The sequence below is a fragment of the Citrobacter sp. wls718 genome (assembly GCF_005280945.1).
Lineage (GTDB): Bacteria > Pseudomonadota > Gammaproteobacteria > Enterobacterales > Enterobacteriaceae > Citrobacter > Citrobacter gillenii.
The window spans coordinates 83,442-103,907 of record NZ_SZWV01000076.1 but is presented as its reverse complement, the minus strand read 5'-3'; the positions used below and the strand labels follow the sequence as shown (position 1 = coordinate 103,907).

The 20,466-nt window shown below is 52.0% G+C and carries 21 protein-coding genes and 1 other annotated feature; of the genes, 7 read left to right on the top strand and 14 right to left on the bottom strand.

Annotated features, from left to right (window positions below):
* Positions 1 to 5 precede the first annotated feature (5 nt).
* Positions 6 to 758 carry a DNA-binding transcriptional regulator YciT gene (locus FDW95_RS15260; RefSeq protein ID WP_115258328.1) on the top strand — a complete coding sequence of 251 codons (753 nt, stop codon included), beginning with the start codon at positions 6 to 8 and terminating at the stop codon, positions 756 to 758.
* Positions 759 to 1,025: 267 nt separating this feature from the next.
* Positions 1,026 to 1,244 (top strand): osmotically-inducible lipoprotein OsmB, encoded by a 219-nt coding sequence (gene osmB / locus FDW95_RS15255; protein WP_096756834.1) that lies wholly within the window; start codon positions 1,026 to 1,028, stop codon positions 1,242 to 1,244.
* Between the two features lie 103 nt (positions 1,245 to 1,347).
* Here osmB and yciH read toward each other — a convergent pair whose 3' ends face one another.
* From yciH to pgpB, 5 genes are all read right to left on the bottom strand, one after another.
* Positions 1,348 to 1,674, bottom strand: coding sequence for a stress response translation initiation inhibitor YciH (gene yciH, locus FDW95_RS15250; protein WP_115258327.1), 327 nt, complete (start codon positions 1,672 to 1,674; stop codon positions 1,348 to 1,350).
* The gene (gene pyrF / locus FDW95_RS15245; protein ID WP_115258326.1) at positions 1,675 to 2,412 is read right to left on the bottom strand and encodes an orotidine-5'-phosphate decarboxylase; all 738 of its coding nucleotides are present in this window, start codon (positions 2,410 to 2,412) and stop codon (positions 1,675 to 1,677) included.
* Positions 2,413 to 2,598: 186 nt separating this feature from the next.
* On the bottom strand, positions 2,599 to 3,768 hold the full coding sequence (lapB, locus tag FDW95_RS15240) for a lipopolysaccharide assembly protein LapB (protein WP_096756831.1): 1,170 nt from the start codon (positions 3,766 to 3,768) through the stop codon (positions 2,599 to 2,601).
* Positions 3,769 to 3,774: 6 nt separating this feature from the next.
* Positions 3,775 to 4,083: a LapA family protein gene (locus tag FDW95_RS15235; protein ID WP_096756830.1), complete on the bottom strand. Its 309-nt coding sequence runs from the start codon at positions 4,081 to 4,083 to the stop codon at positions 3,775 to 3,777.
* Between the two features lie 149 nt (positions 4,084 to 4,232).
* Complete coding sequence (pgpB, locus tag FDW95_RS15230) at positions 4,233 to 4,997, bottom strand: phosphatidylglycerophosphatase B (RefSeq protein ID WP_115258324.1); 765 nt, start codon at positions 4,995 to 4,997, stop codon at positions 4,233 to 4,235.
* Between the two features lie 197 nt (positions 4,998 to 5,194).
* Between pgpB and ribA the strand changes: the two genes are divergently transcribed.
* Positions 5,195 to 5,785 carry a GTP cyclohydrolase II gene (ribA, locus tag FDW95_RS15225; RefSeq protein WP_096756827.1) on the top strand — a complete coding sequence of 197 codons (591 nt, stop codon included), beginning with the start codon at positions 5,195 to 5,197 and terminating at the stop codon, positions 5,783 to 5,785.
* Between the two features lie 64 nt (positions 5,786 to 5,849).
* Here the strand turns inward: ribA and acnA are convergent, their stop codons facing one another.
* The 5 genes from acnA to topA form a co-directional block, all read right to left on the bottom strand.
* Positions 5,850 to 8,525 carry an aconitate hydratase AcnA gene (acnA, locus tag FDW95_RS15220; protein WP_115258323.1) on the bottom strand — a complete coding sequence of 892 codons (2,676 nt, stop codon included), beginning with the start codon at positions 8,523 to 8,525 and terminating at the stop codon, positions 5,850 to 5,852.
* A 343-nt stretch (positions 8,526 to 8,868) separates the two neighbouring features.
* Positions 8,869 to 9,039: a hypothetical protein gene (locus tag FDW95_RS23215; protein ID WP_168246952.1), complete on the bottom strand. Its 171-nt coding sequence runs from the start codon at positions 9,037 to 9,039 to the stop codon at positions 8,869 to 8,871.
* 2 nt (positions 9,040 to 9,041) lie between these two features.
* Positions 9,042 to 9,182, bottom strand: a complete 141-nt coding sequence (locus FDW95_RS15215) for a YmiA family putative membrane protein (protein ID WP_213083822.1) — start codon at positions 9,180 to 9,182, stop codon at positions 9,042 to 9,044.
* A 296-nt stretch (positions 9,183 to 9,478) separates the two neighbouring features.
* Positions 9,479 to 10,453, bottom strand: a complete 975-nt coding sequence (gene cysB / locus FDW95_RS15210; RefSeq protein WP_115258322.1) for an HTH-type transcriptional regulator CysB — start codon at positions 10,451 to 10,453, stop codon at positions 9,479 to 9,481.
* 195 nt (positions 10,454 to 10,648) lie between these two features.
* Positions 10,649 to 13,246 carry a type I DNA topoisomerase gene (topA, locus tag FDW95_RS15205; RefSeq protein ID WP_115258321.1) on the bottom strand — a complete coding sequence of 866 codons (2,598 nt, stop codon included), beginning with the start codon at positions 13,244 to 13,246 and terminating at the stop codon, positions 10,649 to 10,651.
* 399 nt (positions 13,247 to 13,645) lie between these two features.
* Between topA and FDW95_RS15200 the strand changes: the two genes are divergently transcribed.
* Entirely contained in the window at positions 13,646 to 13,897 is a 252-nt protein-coding gene (locus tag FDW95_RS15200) for a YciN family protein (RefSeq protein ID WP_003020616.1), read from the top strand.
* A 108-nt stretch (positions 13,898 to 14,005) separates the two neighbouring features.
* Here FDW95_RS15200 and sohB read toward each other — a convergent pair whose 3' ends face one another.
* The gene (gene sohB / locus FDW95_RS15195) at positions 14,006 to 15,052 is read right to left on the bottom strand and encodes a protease SohB (protein WP_115258320.1); all 1,047 of its coding nucleotides are present in this window, start codon (positions 15,050 to 15,052) and stop codon (positions 14,006 to 14,008) included.
* Positions 15,053 to 15,273: 221 nt separating this feature from the next.
* Here sohB and FDW95_RS15190 point away from each other — a divergent pair, with 221 nt between their 5' ends.
* Together FDW95_RS15190 and cobO are read left to right on the top strand one after the other, a co-directional pair.
* Positions 15,274 to 16,035 carry a YciK family oxidoreductase gene (locus FDW95_RS15190; RefSeq protein ID WP_115258318.1) on the top strand — a complete coding sequence of 254 codons (762 nt, stop codon included), beginning with the start codon at positions 15,274 to 15,276 and terminating at the stop codon, positions 16,033 to 16,035.
* Complete coding sequence (gene cobO / locus FDW95_RS15185; RefSeq protein WP_096756819.1) at positions 16,032 to 16,622, top strand: cob(I)yrinic acid a,c-diamide adenosyltransferase; 591 nt, start codon at positions 16,032 to 16,034, stop codon at positions 16,620 to 16,622. Before FDW95_RS15190 ends, cobO begins: the two co-directional genes overlap by 4 nt.
* A gap of 83 nt (positions 16,623 to 16,705) precedes the next feature.
* Here cobO and rluB read toward each other — a convergent pair whose 3' ends face one another.
* From rluB to rnm, 3 genes are all read right to left on the bottom strand, one after another.
* Positions 16,706 to 17,581, bottom strand: coding sequence for a 23S rRNA pseudouridine(2605) synthase RluB (gene rluB / locus FDW95_RS15180; protein WP_096756818.1), 876 nt, complete (start codon positions 17,579 to 17,581; stop codon positions 16,706 to 16,708).
* A 100-nt stretch (positions 17,582 to 17,681) separates the two neighbouring features.
* Complete coding sequence (locus FDW95_RS15175; RefSeq protein ID WP_096756817.1) at positions 17,682 to 18,302, bottom strand: L-threonylcarbamoyladenylate synthase; 621 nt, start codon at positions 18,300 to 18,302, stop codon at positions 17,682 to 17,684.
* Entirely contained in the window at positions 18,299 to 19,177 is an 879-nt protein-coding gene (rnm, locus tag FDW95_RS15170) for an RNase AM (RefSeq protein WP_115258317.1), read from the bottom strand. Before rnm ends, FDW95_RS15175 begins: the two co-directional genes overlap by 4 nt.
* 160 nt (positions 19,178 to 19,337) lie before the next feature.
* Positions 19,338 to 19,432 (top strand) — a sequence feature (Trp leader region).
* A 23-nt stretch (positions 19,433 to 19,455) separates the two neighbouring features.
* Between rnm and FDW95_RS23895 the strand changes: the two genes are divergently transcribed.
* On the top strand, positions 19,456 to 20,466 hold a 1,011-nt coding region (locus FDW95_RS23895), incomplete at its 3' end, for an anthranilate synthase component 1 (RefSeq protein WP_249359136.1).

Here is a 20,466-nt window from a genome sequence, read left to right as displayed (position 1 = left end):
ATACTATGAATTCCCGACAACAATCTATTTTGCAGATAGTGACCGATAAAGGCCAGATGAGCGTATCTGAGCTTGCCAAAATCACCGGTGTCTCTGAAGTGACGATTCGACAGGATCTGAACACGCTGGAAAAACAGAGTTATTTACGCCGTGCGCATGGTTTCGCAGTGTCACTGAATAGCGACGATGTTGAAACGCGTATGATGACCAACTTCACCCTGAAACGTGAACTGGCTGAGTTTGCCGCCTCACTGGTCAATCCTGGTGAATCCGTATTTATTGAAAACGGTAGCAGTAATGCACTGCTGGCCAGAACGCTGGCGGAACAAAAAGACGTCACTATCATTACGGTCAGCAGCTATATCGCTCACCTGCTGAAAGAAACACCCTGCGAAGTAATCCTCCTCGGCGGGATCTATCAGAAAAAAAGCGAAAGCATGGTTGGACCATTAACGCGTCAGTTTATCCAGCAGGTTCACTTTAGTAAGGCTTTTATTGGAATCGATGGCTGGCAGCCTGAAACCGGCTTCACCGGCCGTGACATGATGCGTTCAGACGTGGTCAATGCAGTGCTGGAAAAAGGCGCAGAGGTGATTGTGCTCACCGACAGCTCGAAGTTTGACGCCATTCATCCGTACACACTCGGTCCGTTGGAGCGATTCAATCGTGTCGTCACTGATGCAAAACTCAGCGCCAGCGTGCAAATGCAACTAGAGCATTCAGGATTAATCGTTAACATCATCGATACCCGCGCATAATACATCACCAGATGATTTGCCTGTCGGCAAATCATCTTCTCTCTGAGACTTATCCGACCGTCCAATTAAGACTTTTTACCTGTTGTTAACAGGGTAATGTCGTAAAATTAATGTTAGCGATATAACAGGAACACACTCTCATCAACAGATGATTGATGGTCATGCCCTGCGCTAAACGGTTTCACGGAAATACCTTTAATGACCTTAATTTCACGCTATCATTAAAGAGACTGGATTCCGTGAATCAATCATTCAGGAGAAAGTATTATGTTAGTAACGAGCAAAAAAATGACCGCTGCCATTCTGGCGATTACTCTGGCTATGTCTTTGAGTGCCTGCTCTAACTGGTCTAAACAAGACCGCAACACCGCTATTGGTGCGGGTGCAGGTGCCATTGGTGGTGCAGTCCTGACGGACGGCAGTACGCTGGGTACGCTGGGTGGTGCTGCAGTAGGTGGTATTATCGGCCACCAGGTGGGTAAATAATCTACGGTTGACCGGCTCGATATAATAATACGTTTACTTTTTCGCGACCGTACTATTTACATTACTAATAATAAAGCCACGAATATTTTCGTGGCTTTTTTTATTAGCCGCCAGCCAGTTTAACTTTCAAGCCTTTGGCTTCCAGCAAGGATTTAATCAGGTCGCGTTTATCGCCTTGTATTTCAATGACGCCCTCTTTCACGGCCCCACCACAGCCACATTTTTTCTTTAACTCGGCTGCTAATTTGGTTAGCTCTAAGTCGTCCAGATCAATACCGGTAATCAGGCAAACGCCCTTTCCTTTTCGACCGCTGGTCTGGCGTTGAATTCGCACAATACCATCGCCTTTTGGACGTTCTGTCACCGCTTTAGGTTCGTCAATTCGTCCAGACTCAGTCGAGTAGACCAGACGAGAGTTAGCGTCGCTCATTTACGCTCCTCGTTTCAGTGAGGTGTTGATCGCCTTCAGCGTCTGGGCCGGATCCGCCGACTGCGTGACCGGACGACCAATCACCATATAATCCACACCCGCTGACAGTGCCTGCTGTGGCGTCATAATGCGGCGCTGATCGCCCGCTTCACTGCCTTCAGGACGAATACCAGGCGTTACCAGCTTAAACGCCTGACCAAACTCTTGTTTGAATCGTACCGCTTCCTGTGCAGAACAGACAACGCCGTCCAGCCCGCAGTTTTGCGTTAACCGTGCCAGTCTTTCTGCATGCTCCGCAGGTGACAACGTCACTCCCAGATCGGCAAGGTCGCTGGCTTCCATGCTGGTCAGCACCGTCACGGCAATTAACAACGGCGCATCGTTACCAAATGGTACCAAGGCTTCACGAGCCGCCGTCATCATCCGTGCCCCACCCGAGGCATGAACGTTAACCATCCACACGCCAAGGTCTGCCGCAGCCGCTACGGCATGTGCCGTGGTATTGGGGATGTCATGGAATTTCAGGTCCAGAAATACGTCAAATCCACGCTGTTGCAGGTCGCGCACCAATTGAGGCCCAAAAAGCGTGAACATCTCTTTGCCCACTTTCAAACGGCAATCACGGGGATCAATTCTGTCGACAAATGCCAATGCTTTATCGCGATTATTGTAGTCCAGAGCGACAACGACAGGAGAATCAGTAACAGCACGGGGAGAAGATGAAGCAGTAAACGTCATAACCAGACCTTCCTGAAGATGGGCACCTTTCGGCACAAAATGGGTAAACGGCGTGCATTCTACCTGTGGTCATAGGAAATTAACAGATTCGATTACATCGCTGCCTGGCGATGTGGCACGGAGGCTAAATGTGCAGGATGTTATTAAACAATAAGGATGTTGTAACTAAAGTCGGTATTTTTTTAATTACAAACCGTCAAGACCGCGAATTGGCTTAATGGTTGACCATGAACGGCACGATGGGCAATGCCAGTACAGCGTGTAGGCGGTAAATCCGCATTTCTGGCAGCGGTAGCGCGGCTTACTGCGAACCTGTTCGCCGACCATATCCCGTAACACCATCAGACTCTCTTTAGCACGCCCTTCCTCGGCCTCATTGAGGTGATAGTCCATTAGTTTGTGGAAGACGCGCATCGTCGGATGACGCTGCAACTGACGGGTGATATAAACCTGCGCGGTATCGCTGCCCTCACGCGCTTCGAGGATATCCGCCAACATCAGCTCAGCGGCGGCACCGGTATTCTCCTCTACGGCGCGGCGTAAGAACTCCGCCCATTCATCGTTCTTACCAAGTTGCTGGTAGCAACTCTGTAGCATGTCCAGCGTTTCGCTGACCAGCTCTTTGTCCTGGGAAATTACGCGCTGCAGGCTTTCGACCGCCTTCGCATAGTCCCCTTTCATCATGTACACGCGTCCCATCATGATGGAAACCCGCGCACTGTTTTTGTCGGCGGCAGCCCCTTTTTTTAACAACGTCATGGCGCGGTCCATGTCGTCGCTGCCCAGTTGCTGAAGGGCCAGTTCGCAGTAGAAGTGTGCGATCTCAATTCGCTGCTTATCTTTACCGAGCTTCACCAGGCGTTCCGCAACGTCAATGGCTTTTTGCCACTCACTGGTTGCCTGATAGATCTGCAACAGCTGTTGCAACGCACCCACGCGGAAATCGGTTTCATCGGTAAGCTGATTGAACATGTCTTCAGCGCGGTCATACAGACCTGCGGCCATGTAATCGCGACCGAGTTGTTGAACCGCCAGCAAACGCTGTTCGTAGGTCAATGACGCACTTTCCATCAACGTTTGATGGATGCGGATAGCGCGATCGACTTCACCGCGCGAGCGGAACAGGTTTCCCAGGGTGAGATGAGCCTCAACGGTGCCGGTATCCTCTTTCAACATATCGAGGAACAGATCCACCGCTTTATCTTGTTGGTTGCTCAGAAGGAAGTTAACCCCGGCGACATAGTCACGCGACAGACGGTTAGCTTCGTCCTGTTTTGTTTGTTGCGCACTTCTGCGACCCATATACCACCCATAGGCAGCGGCTACAGGTAACAGCAGAAACAACAACTCCAGCATAAATAATTATTCCTTCACAACCGACGAATCGGCAGAAACCGCAACGTCGGTCGCAGGCGCAAGCTGGTTTTCCAGTCGTTTGATTTTACGTTCGGCACGCACAAGAGACACGCGAACCCTCAGCCAGAAAAGGCCGCAAATTAACCAACCAATCGCAAATCCTGCAGCAAACAACACGGCAAGCAGCGTAGAAATACGATATTCACCTTGGGCCAGCAGGTAGTTAAACGTTACCTGTTGATCGTTTTGCGCACCTAATGTCACCGAAATAACAAAAATCGCCAACACCAGTAAGAAAATGAGTAAATATTTCACATTACTTCCCGTTATGTGGTTTGAGCGAATAAATCGTGTACAACTTACCGCGTTGAGCCCTTTAAATTACCATTTTCACGACGAGTGCGAAATGGAAAAGCGCTTTAGTCTTTATGATTTAAGGGCAAAACACGAAAAATCAATCACGGTCAGCTTTCTTGTTCACGCTGCGCGATTTCTTGTTGCTCCTGAACCGGCGGTGTTAATGGCCCACAGACCCGTTGTGCAAGCCATGTCGCCAACGTAACCAGCAGCCATGATATCAACGTCGCCACGACTAAATCTCGCGGCCAGTGCATGCCCAGTAACAAACGACTGCCCATTACACCCGTCGCCCAGACCAGCAAGAAAACAATCGTCAGCGTACGTCTACGCGGCCATAATAGCCCCACGGCCAGTAACGCCCAACTGGCGGCAAACATCGTATGACCAGAGGGAAATGCGAAACCCGTCTCTTTTTGCCAGTGTTTACGTAAAAAGGTCGGGATATCCTGCTGTCCTGATAATTGCTCTTTGACTAAGTGTCCGCGCTCTTTACGCTTTAAAGTGTAGAACTCATCAACAGGGACATGGTGCGTTTTTTCCAGCCAAACCACAAAAGGTCGTGGCTCCTGCACCCTTTCTTTTACCCATGACTTGACCCCCTGGCCGATCAAAATTGCCGCGGCAAGGATGGCGAACAGCATCATCGCGGCTTTCAGACGAAATCTCAGACACCACAAAAACCACACACACAGGGACACATGAGTAATGATTCCCCAGGGTTGCGTCACCGTTTCCGTTATCCAGTATAAGGATTTTAACCACCAGACATTGTTCCCTGGCTGCCAACTCCAGCCAGACACCCACATGGACACTGGCATAATCAACAACAGAACAGCACCTACGGCGGTTCGCTTTGCGATAGAAAGCATTGCATCTCCTTTCGTCGATAAGTCTCACAATCATAACTGAAAAAATTGCGCGCCGGGAAAATTGACAATTTTGTGCCATTGCAAATACGAATGCGCTGTCGCCATTAGGCGAACGCCGTCGCCTTATGGCAAAATAGTGCCATACAGAAGCCAATAGGCGACGGCACGGCGAGTGCCAGCGTAATCTGGAGAAATACATGCAGCTTAAACGTGTGGCAGAAGCCAAACTGCCAACCCCCTGGGGTGATTTCCTGATGGTGGGATTTGAAGAACTGGCAACCGGGCACGATCATGTCGCGCTGGTATTTGGCGATATTTCGGGTCAAACACCGGTCCTGGCACGCGTCCATTCCGAATGTCTGACTGGCGATGCGCTTTTCAGCCTGCGTTGCGATTGCGGTTTCCAACTGGAAGCCGCGCTCACGCACATTGCTGAAGAGGGACGCGGTATCCTGCTTTACCATCGTCAGGAAGGTCGCAACATCGGCCTGCTGAATAAGATCCGCGCCTATGCGTTGCAAGATCAAGGCTACGATACCGTTGAAGCCAACCACCAGTTAGGTTTTGCTGCCGATGAGCGCGACTTCACCCTGTGCGCAGATATGTTTAAGCTGCTGGGCGTAGATGCAGTACGACTGCTGACCAATAATCCGAAGAAAGTTGAGATTCTGACCGAAGCTGGGATCAATATTGTCGAACGCGTGCCGCTGATCGTGGGCCGGAACCCGAAAAATGCGCATTATCTGGATACCAAAGCCGCCAAAATGGGCCATTTATTGAGCGAATAATCGCCCGGTAATTGCACATGCACCTGCCCCATGAAAAGCCTGCTTACGCAGGCTTTTTCACTTTTTACTTCAGCATATTACGAATCACATAGTGCAAAATACCGTCGTTCTGGTAGTAGGTTAACTCCGTCGCAGTATCGATACGACAGCGGCACATAATCACCTCTTTGCTGCCATCTGCGCGCATCATATTCACCGCAATTGTGGCGCCCGGTTGAATTGTTTGTAAATCCGTAATATCAATCACTTCCTCACCGGTGAGTCCCAACGTTTTACGCGTCACCCCTTGCGGGAACTCCAGCGGCAGGATCCCCATACCAATCAGGTTGGAACGGTGAATTCGCTCAAACGATTCTGCGATGACCACGCGAATACCCAGCAAACGTGGGCCTTTCGCTGCCCAGTCGCGACTGGAGCCTGATCCGTATTCCTTACCGGCAATCACCGCCAGCGGCACGCTCTCCTGCTGATAACGCATGGCCGCATCGTAAATGGCCACCACTTCCGTCCCCGGTAAATGGCGAGTCATCCCGCCTTCAATTCCCGGCACCATTTCATTGCGGATACGAATGTTGGCAAAAGTACCGCGCATCATCACTTCATGATTTCCACGTCGTGAACCATAGGAGTTAAAATCCCGGCGCTCAACGCCGTGGCTCTGCAAATAGCGTCCTGCCGGGCTGTCCGCCTTAATACTGCCAGCGGGGGAAATATGATCTGTGGTCACCGAGTCACCCAGCATCGCCAATATACGCGCCCCATGAATATCGTTTACCGGAGCCGGCGTAGCCTGCATGCCCTCAAAGAACGGTGACAGGCGAATATAGGTCGAGTCAGACTGCCAGCCGTAGGTGTCGACACGATCAACATTGATCGATTTCCATTCCGGCGTGCCTTCAAACACTTCCGCATACTCTTTGTGGAACATCTCCGTGGATACCTGCTCGACGGCGCGGGCAATTTCCCGTGCAGAAGGCCAGATATCTTTCAGATATACGGGGTCACCTTTTTTATCGTGTCCGAGCGGATCTTTGGTCAGGTTAATGTTCATATTGCCCGCCAGCGCGTAAGCGACCACCAGCGGCGGAGAGGCCAGCCAGTTCGTTTTCACTAACGGATGAATGCGTCCTTCAAAGTTACGGTTACCGGAAAGTACCGCCCCCACCGTCAGGTCACCTTTTTTAATCGCCGTTTCAATAGGATCGGGTAACGGCCCAGAGTTACCAATACAGGTGGTACAACCATAGCCAACCAGATTGAACCCCAGTTCATCAAGGTACGGGGTCAGCCGGGCCTGCGCCAGATAGTCAGACACCACTTTTGATCCCGGTGCTAGCGAGGCTTTGACCCATGGTTGACGTTTCAGACCAAGAGTGACCGCTTTTTTCGCCAGTAAGCCCGCCGCCATCAGCACGCTCGGGTTTGAGGTGTTGGTACAGGAGGTAATAGCCGCAATCACCACCGCACCGTCTGGCAGCTGGTATTGATGACCGTTCAGAACATAGTCGACCGGCTGACTGTCTTTATGCGAACTGTTCAGCTCAAGCTCATTGCTTGCCGCAAATGCTTTCGGGACATCCCCCAGCGCGACGCGATCCTGCGGACGCTTCGGTCCGGCCAGGCTGGCTTCCACATCGGCCATGTCCAGTTCCAGTGAACTGGTAAAGATCGGCGCATCGCCCGTATTACGCCACATTCCCTGCGCTTTGGCGTAGGACTCAACCAGCTCAACTTGCTCTTCGCTGCGACCGCTCAGGCGCATGTATTCGAGCGTGACGCCATCAATGGGGAAGAAACCGCAGGTCGCACCATACTCCGGTGCCATATTGGCAATGGTGGCACGGTCTGCCAGCGGCAGCGTGTCGAGGCCATCACCATAGAATTCAACAAATTTACCGACCACACCGTGCTTACGCAGCATCTGGGTCACGGTCAGGACCAGATCGGTGGCGGTGATCCCCTCACGTAGTTTTCCATCCAGCTTGAAGCCAACGACATCCGGGATCAGCATTGAGACCGGTTGCCCCAGCATCGCGGCTTCTGCTTCAATTCCGCCCACGCCCCACCCCAGTACACCAAGGCCGTTAATCATCGTAGTGTGGGAGTCGGTACCAACCAGCGTGTCCGGGTAAGCCACCCACTCGCCATCCTGCAATTCACTCCACACCGCTTTTCCCAGGTATTCGAGGTTAACCTGGTGGCAGATCCCCGTCCCCGGCGGTACAACGCTGAAGCGGCTGAATGCCTGCTGCCCCCATTTCAGAAACACATAGCGCTCGTGGTTACGCTCCATTTCCAGGCGAACGTTCTCTTCGAACGCATCATCATCACCGAAGTGGTCTACCGTCACCGAGTGGTCAATCACCAGATCAACAGGTGAAAGCGGGTTCACTTTAGCCGTATCACCGCCGAGGCGTTTAACCGCTTCGCGCATGGCCGCCAGATCGACCACCGCCGGAACGCCGGTAAAATCCTGCATCAGTACACGGGCGGGTCGATAGGCAATCTCGCGATCGGCATGGGCATTGTCCAGCCATCGAGCCAGAGAATGAATATCTTCTTCAGTAACTGAATCACCGTCCTGCCAGCGCAGCAGGTTTTCCAGCAAGACTTTTAGCGATTTGGGTAGACGGGTGATATCACCCAATGATTTGGCAGCCAGCGGCAAACTGTAGTAGCGGTAGGTTTTATCTTTAACCTGCAATGTGTCCTTACTGGCTTCGCGTAGGGTCGACGACATAGCTCCTCCTTAAATGACAGGGTGGCATCCCCTGACTTTTCTCAGGGTTAGTATTAAAGATAACACAAACAAAATGTAACGCTTTGATAACAACTCAAATTGATAAAAGCGGAGAAGCATAAATGGCGATACAAGGGGATTACGGCGTGAAGGTGGAATTACGTCATTCACTCTTCAATACGGTGAACTAATTCTAATGAAGATATAGCCAAAATAATTAGAGCGGCATGAAGGCGGCAAGTGAGTGAATCGCCAGGAGCATAGATAACTATGTGACTGGGGTGAACGAACGGAAATAACGCACATGCTGCTTTAAGTATGACGGCTATAAAACGCGGGTTAATTATTGTTTCTGTTCTTCATCTTCATCAAATAGATCAATAAAAGCCTGCTGTGCCGGGGAAAGTTGCCACGCGTCAGGAATATTCTTTCTACATTCAGTAGTCGCATCCTGCGCTGGCTCATTGTCTTGCTGAGAAGGTGTAGACGTGGGTTGCTGCTGTTGCACGGACATGACTAACTCCACACATTCCAAACCACGAGCGCAACAACAATCCAGAACAGGACTGAACCGAGAAAGACCGTGAACCATGCTTTACGTTTCAGCGCGGGATCCCGGCGTGCTGGCTGGTTTCCAGAAGGCATCGCTAACCTCATACTATCGAAATCGCTTATCATATTGGCACCAAACGATTGGTACAATTAATCATCAGATAAGAGAAATCCTAAAGAAAAAGGCGTGAAAAAGCCAGTTAATTTTCGAATCCTGAGCCGTGAATAAATCAATTGTTTGATCCGATTTAAATATTTGACAGGGTTTTGAGCAGATTTTCTAATTTAAAACTACTTTGGCGAACATTCCCCTTAAATAATATGCGGTTAATATAACTAATTCAGACTTGCCCGTCGGTAGCGTTTTTCATACTGAGATACCGACGAGCGCTGGCCCGTTATTATTTTTCCGGCAATTTAATATCTTTAAACATTGCTTCAATGTCATCGTTAGAACGTAACGCGACCGCCGTATCCACTACATCGCGCGTCAGATGCGGCGCAAAACGCTGAATAAAATCATACATGTAACTGCGCAGGAACGTACTACGACGAAAACCGATTTTGGTGGTGCTATGGCTAAAGACATCATGCGCATCAACCCGTACCAAATCCGGATCGGAAATCGGATCGACCGCCATGCTGGCAATCACGCCCACGCCCAGTCCGAGTCGCACATAGGTTTTAATAACATCCGCGTCGGTCGCGGTAAAGACAATACGCGGCTCCAGCCCCGCGCGGTTAAACGCGGTGTCGAGTTCTGAACGTCCGGTAAAGCCAAAGGTGTAGGTCACCAGCGGGTATTGCGCCAGTTCTTCAATCGACACGGAGGATTTACCCGCCAGCGGATGGTCCGGCGTGACAACAATCGAACGATTCCAGTGGTAGCACGGCAGCATCACCAGATCGTCGTACAGGTGCAGCGCTTCGGTTGCAATGGCAAAATCTGCGTTGCCTTTCGACACGGCTTCCGCAATTTGGGTCGGCGAGCCCTGATGCATATGCAAAGAGACGCGAGGATAACGCTCAATAAAGCCTTTAATCACGTTAGGCAGCGCATAGCGCGCCTGCGTGTGGGTGGTCGCAATATACAGCGAGCCTTTGTCCGGCCAGGTATGTTCACCGGCAACCGACTTAATGGCATCTACCTTAGACAGAACTTCGCGCGCAATACGAATGACTTCCTGCCCTGCCGGGGTAACCTGCGTAAGGTGTTTACCGCTACGGGCAAAAATCTGGATACCCAGTTCGTCTTCCAGCATACGAACTTGCTTACTGATACCCGGTTGAGAGGTATAGAGCCCTTCGGCCGTTGAGGAGACATTAAGGTTGTGGTTAACCACCTCAACAATATAGCGAAGTTGCTGTAATTTCATGTTAGACCATCCAGATTAGCGGCATCAGACCATCGTTTATGAGCAGGCTGAATCGCGCTGCTAATACGATTTAATAATAAAAAGTTTGTTAACTATAACCACTATATCATTTTAATCAGAGCTGTATAGATACCGTCACCTATAAAAAAGGGCCGCTTACGCGACCCTTTAAGGCGATGTCAAACTGTCGGGCTGTTACTTCTTGCCTTCTACCCATTTACCGTCAACAAAGAATGCAGACCAGCCGGTCGCCTTACCGTCTTTCTCGGCAGACACATACTGCTGCTTGGTTTTACGGCTAAAACGCACCATCGCTTTGTTGCCATCCGGATCGGTCTGCGGCGCATCGGCAAGGTAGCGCAGTTTTTCCGGCAGACGATCGCGGAAGCGGTACAGCTCTTCCACTAACGGCGCACGCGTCTCACGCGATTTCGGGAAGGTATTCGCCGCCAGGAAGATACCTGCTGCGCCATCACGTAACACGAAATACGCGTCCGATTTTTCACACGGCAATTCCGGCAGCGGAACCGGATCTTCCTTCGGCGGCGCAACTTCGCCATTGCGCAGGATCTTACGGGTATTTTTACACTCGTCGTTAGTACACGCCATGTATTTACCGAAACGCCCCATTTTCAGGTGCATTTCAGAACCACATTTCTCGCACTCGACGATCGGACCGTCGTAGCCTTTGATGCGGAACTCGCCTTCTTCGATTTCGTAACCGTCGCAGGTTGGGTTGTTACCACACACATGCAGCTTACGTTTTGGATCGATGAGGTAGCTGTCCATCGCCGTGCCGCACTTCTGGCAACGACGCTTCGCGCGTAACGCGTTAGTTTCCGCGTCATCGCCTTCCAGCACGTTCAGCACTTCGTTTTCCGGCACCAGGTTAATGGTGGTTTTGCAGCGCTCTTTTGGTGGCAGCGCGTAACCGGAACAACCGAGGAATACGCCGGTACTGGCGGTACGGATACCCATCTGACGACTACAGGTTGGACAGTCGATGCTGGTCAGAACCATCTGGTTCGGACGCATACCGCCCTCTTCAGGGTCTTTCTCGGCTTTATCGAGTTGCTGAGTAAAATCACTGAAGAAGTTGTCGAGCACGCCCTTCCATTCGGCTTCGTGTTTCGCCACCTGGTCGAGACTGTTTTCCATCTGCGCGGTGAAATCGTAGTTCATCAATTCGCGGAAGTTTTCTTCCAGGCGGTCGGTGACGATTTCACCCATTTTTTCTGCGTAGAAACGACGGTTCTCAACACGGACATAGCCGCGATCCTGAATCGTAGAGATGATCGACGCATAGGTAGATGGACGACCGATACCGCGCTTTTCAAGCTCTTTAACCAGTGACGCTTCGCTGAAGCGCGCAGGCGGTTTGGTAAAGTGCTGCGCGGGGGTCAGTTCAACCAATGTCAGCACATCGCCTTTATCCACCGCCGGTAAGATACGATCTTCATCGCCTTTACGCAGGGCTGGCATGACCTTAGTCCAGCCATCAAACCGCAGAATACGACCGCGCGCCTTCAGGCGGTAATCACCTGCGCCAACGGTCAGCGTGGTGGAGTCATATTTAGCTGGCGTCATCTGACAGGCGACAAACTGGCGCCAGATCAGCTGATACAGTTTTTGCGCATCAGCTTCCATATCTTTCAGCGATTCAGCCAGTACGGCGACGTCTGAAGGACGGATGGCTTCGTGCGCTTCCTGCGAGTTTTCTTTACTGGCGTACTGGTTCGCGCTCTCCGGCAAATACTTTTTACCAAAGTTTTCGCCGATGTAATCGCGGACCATAGAAACCGCATCCTGGCTCAGGTTGGTTGAGTCAGTACGCATATAGGTGATGTAGCCCGCTTCATACAAGCGCTGCGCCATCATCATGGTTTTCTTCACGCCAAAGCCCAAACGGGTGCTGGCAGCCTGTTGCAACGTAGAGGTGATGAACGGCGCGCCAGGTTTACTGCTGGTCGGCTTATCCTCACGCTCCAGCACGCTGTAACGTGCTTTTTCCAGCAGGCTTACCGCAGCAAGTGTCTGTTCGCGGTTAACCGGACGGAACGGCTTATCGTTGTGGTGCGTGACTTCCAGTGGCAGCGCGTCACCGGAAGGCGTCGTGGTGCTGGCATCTATTTCCCAGAATTCTTCCGGAACGAATGCCTTGATCTCACGTTCACGCTCTACAACCAGGCGCACGGCGACCGACTGTACGCGACCGGCAGACAGGCCACGAGCAATCTTTTTCCACAGCAGCGGCGACACCATATAGCCCACAACGCGGTCCATAAAGCGGCGTGCCTGTTGCGCATTGACACGGTCGATGTTCAGTTCGCCCGGCTTTTCAAACGCCTGCTGAATGGCATTTTTGGTAATTTCATTAAACACCACGCGACTGTAGCGGGTGTCGTCGCCCCCGATCACTTCCCGCAGGTGCCATGCAATGGCTTCCCCTTCGCGGTCAAGGTCGGTTGCGAGATAGATGTGGTCGGCCTTTTCAGCCAATTGTTTCAGTTCAGAGACGACCTTCTCTTTACCGGGCAGCACTTCATAGCGCGCATCCCAGTTGTGCCACGGGTCAACCCCCATACGGTTGACGAGAGCGCCACGTTCATCCTTTTTGGGCTTTTTAGCCGTTTTGGTGGCGGTTGAGTCGGCGCTCTTTTTAGTTGCTGAGCCACTGGTCGGCAAATCACGGATATGACCGACGCTGGATTTCACCACGTAGTCATTACCCAGATATTTGTTGATCGTTTTGGCTTTTGCCGGGGACTCAACGATGACAAGAGCTTTACCCATATTCACCTTTACCTAATTTGATTCTTCCAGGAATGCGTCGCGCGTTGATTCACCTTCCACTGGCGACGAGACATCGATATGGTCTCTGCGTCGGCGGATATCAACCCTGGTACCGGTCACGGGTTCGTAATGTAACTCCCATCTAACTGAGTTAACAGGATTTTTTTCACGAATTCGCTAAAGCACGACGGAATATTGGTCGAATGTCAAGCAAATCTGTTGCCAGATTGACGAAAGCGTCACACTGTACCTGATAAAATGCGTTACGCAACTTTATTAGCATGCAAAAACAAATCTCGCCAGTAGGCACACTATCGTAAGACCCGCTCTTTTATCAGGGAATATTTGCCCATAAGGCGGGCTCGGCGTAGACTAATGTCCTTGTTTAAGGAGTAAATAATGCATAAAGACACTCAACCCATCGATCGCGAAACTCTGCTGATTGAAGCCAACAAAATCATTCGTGAGCATGAGGACACGCTGGCGGGGATTGTCGCCACCGGCGTCACACAGCGTAATGGCGTGCTGGTTTTCAGCGGAGATTACTTTTTAGATGAACAAGGGCTTCCTACGCCAAAAAGCACCGCAGTGTTTAATATGTTTAAACACCTGGCGCATGTCCTTTCTGAAAAGTATCACCTGATCGATTAATACAAGAAATGATTTGCCGGATGGCGGCTCCGCCTTATCCGGCCTACGATGCGACGATCCTGTAGGCCGGATATGATGCTTTAGCATCGCCATCCGGCAATGACAATTTTACATCAACGGTTTTTGACCACGCTGCCACCAGCGCAGCAGCAAGCGATCCGCACTTTCCGCTGCACTACCGGTGAAACGGTCCATCAGTTTTTTGCGCTGCAGATAGCGTACGTTAAGCACTTCGCGACCCTCCATCAAACTCAGGATCACCTCATCGCTGGTATTGATCTCATCCACCAGCCCATTTTCCAGCGCCTGTTGACCGAACCAGTGTTCCCCAGTGGCAACCTGTTCAATGTCCAGAGTCGGACGCATACGGTGCACAAAATCTTTAAACAGGTGATGCGTTTCGTTCAGGTCTTCGCGGAATTTCTGACGACCCTCTTCCGTGTTCTCACCAAGCAGCGTCAGCGTCCGTTTGTATTGCCCGGCAGTGTGCAACTCAATATCAATGTCTTTGCCTTTCAGGAAACGGTTAAAGTTAGGGATCTGCGCCACCACGCCAATTGAGCCCACAATAGCAAACGGTGCCGAAACAATTTTATCTGCCACGCAGGCCATCATGTATCCGCCGCTGGCGGCAACTTTATCGACCGTCACCGTTAATGGGATCTGCTTATCGCGCAGACGCTGCAATTGTGATGCCGCCAGCCCATAGCCATGCACCACACCGCCGGGGCTTTCCAGGCGAATAACCACCTGATCTTGTGGTTTTACTACCGCCAGTACCGCCGTCACCTCTTCACGCAGCGCGCTGACTTCATGGGCATCCATACTGCCTTTAAAATCAAGCACCCAGACACGCGGTTTACCCGACGATGTATTCTCTCCCAATTTTGCTTTGGCTTTGGCCGCCTTCGCGCCCAGCTTGTGCTTTTTTTTCTGCGCTTTATGCCAGAGCTTTTGTTGGTGGCTGTCCAGTAAAGACATCGCCAGGTCTTCTTTCATCTCTTTATATTGTTCACTGAGATTAATGACCCGGAGTTCACCGCGCTGACGCTTGCGTTGTGTCGCATTAACGATCAGCATAACAATCACCGCAATCGCCACTACCACTGTGACGATTTTTGCCAAAAACAGCCCATATTCAGACAACAATTCCACGAATCCCACCTTGGTTAAACAACGCAACTTTCGCTCAGTGTACAACAGGTGTGTTAACCCGTCTTGCTTCATCCATCTGCATGGTAATCGGTAAAAAGCATGACAAAGTGTTCATTTTACGGTGTTATTACCTTTGGCTGATTGAAAAATAGCAGGGTTTAAGGCATAAAACCGACAAGTTCTAGAAAACGGGATGGCCAGAGCGTCGCCGAGGAGTAACCGTGCATTACCAACCCAAACAAGATCTGTTACAGGATCGCATTATTCTGGTCACCGGAGCCAGCGATGGCATCGGTCGAGAAGCTGCGCTGACCTATGCCCGCTACGGTGCAACCGTGATTCTGCTCGGGCGCAATGAAGAAAAACTTCGTCAGGTCGCCCAGGCCGTTTCCGCAGAAAACGGCGTGCCCGCGCAGTGGTTTACGCTGGATCTGCTGACCTGTACTTCCGCTGAGTGTCATGAACTGGCGCAGCGAATCAACGCCCATTACCCGCGTCTGGATGGCGTGTTGCATAATGCTGGGTTACTGGGTGAAATCGGTCCGATGATCGAACAAACTCCGCAGGTCTGGCAGGAGGTCATGCAGGTAAACGTCAATGCCACCTTTATGCTGACCCAGGCGCTGCTCCCTTTGTTGCTTAAGTCTGATTCTGGATCGTTGGTCTTTACCTCATCCAGCGTTGGTCGTCAGGGACGCGCCAACTGGGGGGCCTATGCAACCTCGAAGTTTGCCACCGAAGGCATGATGCAGGTGCTGGCAGACGAGTATCAAAACCATCATTTACGCGTAAACTGTATTAATCCTGGCGGCACGCGTACCGGCATGCGTGCCAGCGCATTCCCGACAGAAGATCCACAAAAATTAAAAACACCCGCCGACATTATGCCGCTGTACCTGTGGCTGATGGGCGACGACAGCCGGCGTAAAACCGGTATGACCTTCGACGCCCAACCGGGCCGTAAACCAGGAATTGCCCAATGAGTGAAGAACGCTATCAGCAGCGCCAGCAGCGCGTAAAAGACCGTGTTGACGCACGCGTTGCCGCCGCAAAGGACGAGCGCGGTATCATCATCGTCTTTACCGGCAACGGTAAAGGGAAAACCACCGCCGCATTTGGTACCGCCACGCGCGCGGTCGGTCACGGTAAAAAAGTCGGCGTGGTGCAGTTCATTAAAGGCACGTGGCCCAACGGCGAACGAAACTTACTGGAACCCCACGGCGTGGAGTTTCAGGTCATGGCGACAGGATTTACCTGGGAGACGCAAAACCGAGATTCTGACACCGCTGCCTGTCTGGCCGTGTGGGAGCACGGTAAACGGATGCTGGCCGATCCTGAGCTGGATATGGTGGTGCTGGATGAGTTGACGTACATGGTGGCGTATGACTATCTACCGCTGGAAGAGGTGCTCGACGCCTTAAGCGCGCGCCCTTCTCACCAGACGGTGATTATCACTGGTCGAGGATGCCATCGCGATATTCTGGAATTAGCTGATACGGTCAGCGAGTTGCGCCCGGTCAAGCACGCCTTTGAGGCGGGGGTGAAAGCCCAAATAGGGATCGATTATTGAGTGTAGGCCGGATAAGGCGTTTGCGCCGCATCCGGCTCCACGCTAACGCCTGATGGCGCTTTGCTTATCAGGCCTACTCATGATTAACCGTTGTTGTTACGACCGCCCGGACGACGGCTACCGCCGACCTGGGTGTGACGTTTAACTGCACGGCGGATCTGGTTCGCCTTCATGCGACGACGGTCTTTCTCAACAGCAACCTTCGAGCTGGTTTCCGGCTGCAGTTCCACCAGTTGACGCAGATAGTTTGTCTGGGCGAGATCAAGCTCCGTCCAACCACCACGCGGCAGACCTTTCGGCAGCGGAATATCACCGTAACGTACGCGGATCAAACGGCTCACCTGCACGCCAACGGCTTCCCACAGGCGACGCACTTCGCGGTTACGCCCTTCGGTCAAGGTGACGTTATACCACTGGTTAATCCCTTCACCACCGCTGAACTTGATGGTTTTAAATGCGGCCGGACCATCTTCGAGTTGCACGCCACGGCTCAGGTCACGCAGTTTCGTTTCATCCACCTGGCCAAACACACGCACCGCGTATTCACGCTCAACTTCACGGCTCGGGTGCATCAGACGGTTCGCCAGTTCACCATCGGTGGTGAACAGCAGTAAACCACAGGTATTCACGTCCAGACGACCCACCGCAATCCAGCGCGCATCGCGCAGTTTTGGTAGACGGTCAAAGACGGTCGGACGACCTTCCGGGTCGTTACGGGTACACAATTCACCTTCCGGCTTGTAATACGCCAGAACGCGGCAGATTTGTTCCGCGGATTCTTTAACCGAAATCAGATGACCGTCGATACGGATTTTCAGACCCGGTGTTACGTCAACGCGATCGCCAAGCGTGGCAATTTTGCCGTCAACGCTCACGCGACCTGCTGCAATAATGGTTTCAATTTCACGGCGAGAACCGTGGCCAGCGCGCGCCAGCACTTTTTGTAACTTTTCGCTCATAGAGCTTCCTTTAGGTGTCGCCTTCACAGGCGTCGAACAGGAGAATCAACGGCGCCAGTTAGCGCCATTTTAAGGCCGCGTAGTATACCGAGTTGCGCCCTTATAAGAAAGGTTTAACGTCGCCGACGCCTTCACGCAACACCACCGGCGAGTCATCGGTTAAATCGATAACCGTGGTGGGCTGTTGACCGAGATACCCGCCGTGGATAATCAAATCCACCTGCTTCTCCAGACGATCTTTAATCTCTTCCGGATCGGACTCGGTAAATTCGCTACCCGGCAGCATGAGCGATGTTGAGAGCATGGGCTCGCCCAACGCTTCCAGCAACGCCAGCGCAATCGGATTGGACGGTACGCGCAGACCGATGGTTTTACGTTTTTCCTGCAGCAATCGGCGCGGCACTTCTTTCGTCCCTTTCAGGATGAAAGTGTAGTTGCCCGGCGTATTGTTTTTAATTAAACGAAAAGCAACGTTGTCCACGAATGAATACGTCGACAGTTCGGACAGGTCACGGCACATCAACGTGAAGTTGTGTCCATCGGGCAGATGACGGATACGGCAAATACGCTCCATCGCCCCTTTGTCTTCGATTTTGCAGCCCAACGCATAGCCGGAATCAGTGGGATAAACGATTACCCCACCTTTACGCACAATTTCAACGGCCTGATTGATCAGGCGTTGCTGTGGGTTATCAGGATGGATATAAAAAAACTGACTCATACTTTCCTCTCAGTGGTCTCGGGCTGTTCCCAAAGCTGCCAGACGCCTTCAACGCCTGCGGGCAACCAGAGCTTACGACCCAATTCAATCCACGGGCACGGCTGATGAAAATCAGATCCTTGTGATGCCCACAGCTGATGCTGACGCGCCAGCGTCGCCAGATGGGTACGCTCATTGGGAGACTGTTGACACTGTGCCACTTCCATCGCGTCACCGTGATGTTCGGCAAACCAGGCAACCAGTCTTTTCAGCCACTTAGCGCTAAGATCGTACCGACCAGGATGAGCCAGCACCGCCTTACCGCCAGAATGATGAATGACATCAATAGCTTGTTCTATTGTACACCACTGTGGCGGAACGTAACCGGTTTTCCCGCGGGCAAGGTATTTTTTAAACACGTCAGCCATGGTCGTGGCTTTGCCACTCTCAACCAGGAAACGCGCAAAATGGCCTCTCGTGACGGCCCCGCCGTCAGCCAGACGTAACGCGCCTTCCCACGCGCCCGGGATATGTGCTTTGTCCAGTCGCTCAGCAATTAGCTGCGCACGCAGCTGACGACGCGCGGTTTGTTCTGCCAGAAACGCACGCATCATGGGGTGGTCGATATCGATATTCAGGCCGACGATATGGATCTCGTGGTTTTCCCAGACCGTGGAAATTTCAACGCCCGCTATCAACTTCAAGGCTAAACCTGAACGTGAAATTTCTTCTCTTGCCGCCGGAATCGCTGCCGTGGTGTCATGATCGGTAATCGCCAATGTCCCGACTCGCATCTCTACCGCACGGTGTACCAATGCTTCAGGTGTCAATCGTCCATCGGACGCCGTTGTATGACTGTGCAGGTCGTAAATCACTGCGTAATTCGTGTCGCTCAAGGCGGCTCCCGTTTCAATAAATGTCGTATCACGCTCATCATAGCGTTTTAGACAAATTTACTGAAATCAGGTGTTGACTTTATTCCATTGAACTAGTTAACTAGTACGCAAGTTCACATGAAGAAAGAAGGTATCTGAGATGAAAGCAACATATGTCCTGCACGGTGGGTGGCGCACTTCCTGATTTCGGGCAGTGTCTTACGTCTGCAATATGCAACCAGATACCCGGCCCGCCAACTAAGCGGGCTTTTTTTTGAACAAAATTAATGAGAATAACGATGCAAACACAAAAACCGACACTCGAACTGCTGGCCTGTGACGCCGCCTACCGTAACAACCCGACCGAGCTGTTTCATCAGGTCTGCGGCGCGCGCCCGGCGACATTGTTACTGGAATCCGCCGATATCGACAGCAAGGACGACCTGAAGAGTCTGCTGTTGGTCGACAGCGCGCTGCGTATTACCGCCTTAGGTGACACCGTTACCATTCAGGCGTTGTCGGCGAATGGTGCCTCCCTGCTCCCGTTGCTGGATGCAGCCTTGCCTACTGGTGTTGAAAACCAACAACAGCCGAATGCCCGCCAGTTGCGTTTTCCGGCCGTCAGCCCACTGCTGGATGAAGATGCCCGCTTATGTTCCCTGTCGGTCTTTGACACGTTCCGTTTAATGCAGGAACTGGTTAATGTGCCGGAGCAGGAGCGTGAAGCCATGTTCTTCGGCGGTCTGTTTTCCTACGATCTGGTCGCTGGATTCGAAGATTTACCCCAGCTTGAAGCCGGCAACCGCTGCCCTGATTACTGCTTCTACCTGGCCGAAACCCTGATGGTCATTGACCACCAGAAAAAAAGCACCCGTATTCAGGCCAGCGTGTTCACGCCCTGCGAGGAAGAAAAACAGCGTCTGGCCCACCGACTGGCGCAGTTGAGCCAGCAGTTAACCGAACCCGCGCCGCCGCTGCCCGTTATTGAAGTACCAGAAATGCGCTGCGAGTGTAATCAGAGCGATGAAGAGTTCGGTACCGTCGTGCGCGGTTTGCAAAAAGCTATTCGTGCCGGTGAGATTTTCCAGGTGGTGCCTTCCCGCCGTTTTTCACTGCCCTGCCCGTCACCACTTGCTGCCTATTATGTTCTGAAAAAGAGCAACCCCAGCCCGTACATGTTCTTTATGCAGGATAACGATTTCACGTTGTTCGGCGCCTCGCCGGAAAGTTCGCTGAAATACGACGCCACCAGCCGCCAGATTGAGATCTACCCTATTGCCGGGACTCGCCCACGCGGCCGTCGTGCTGAC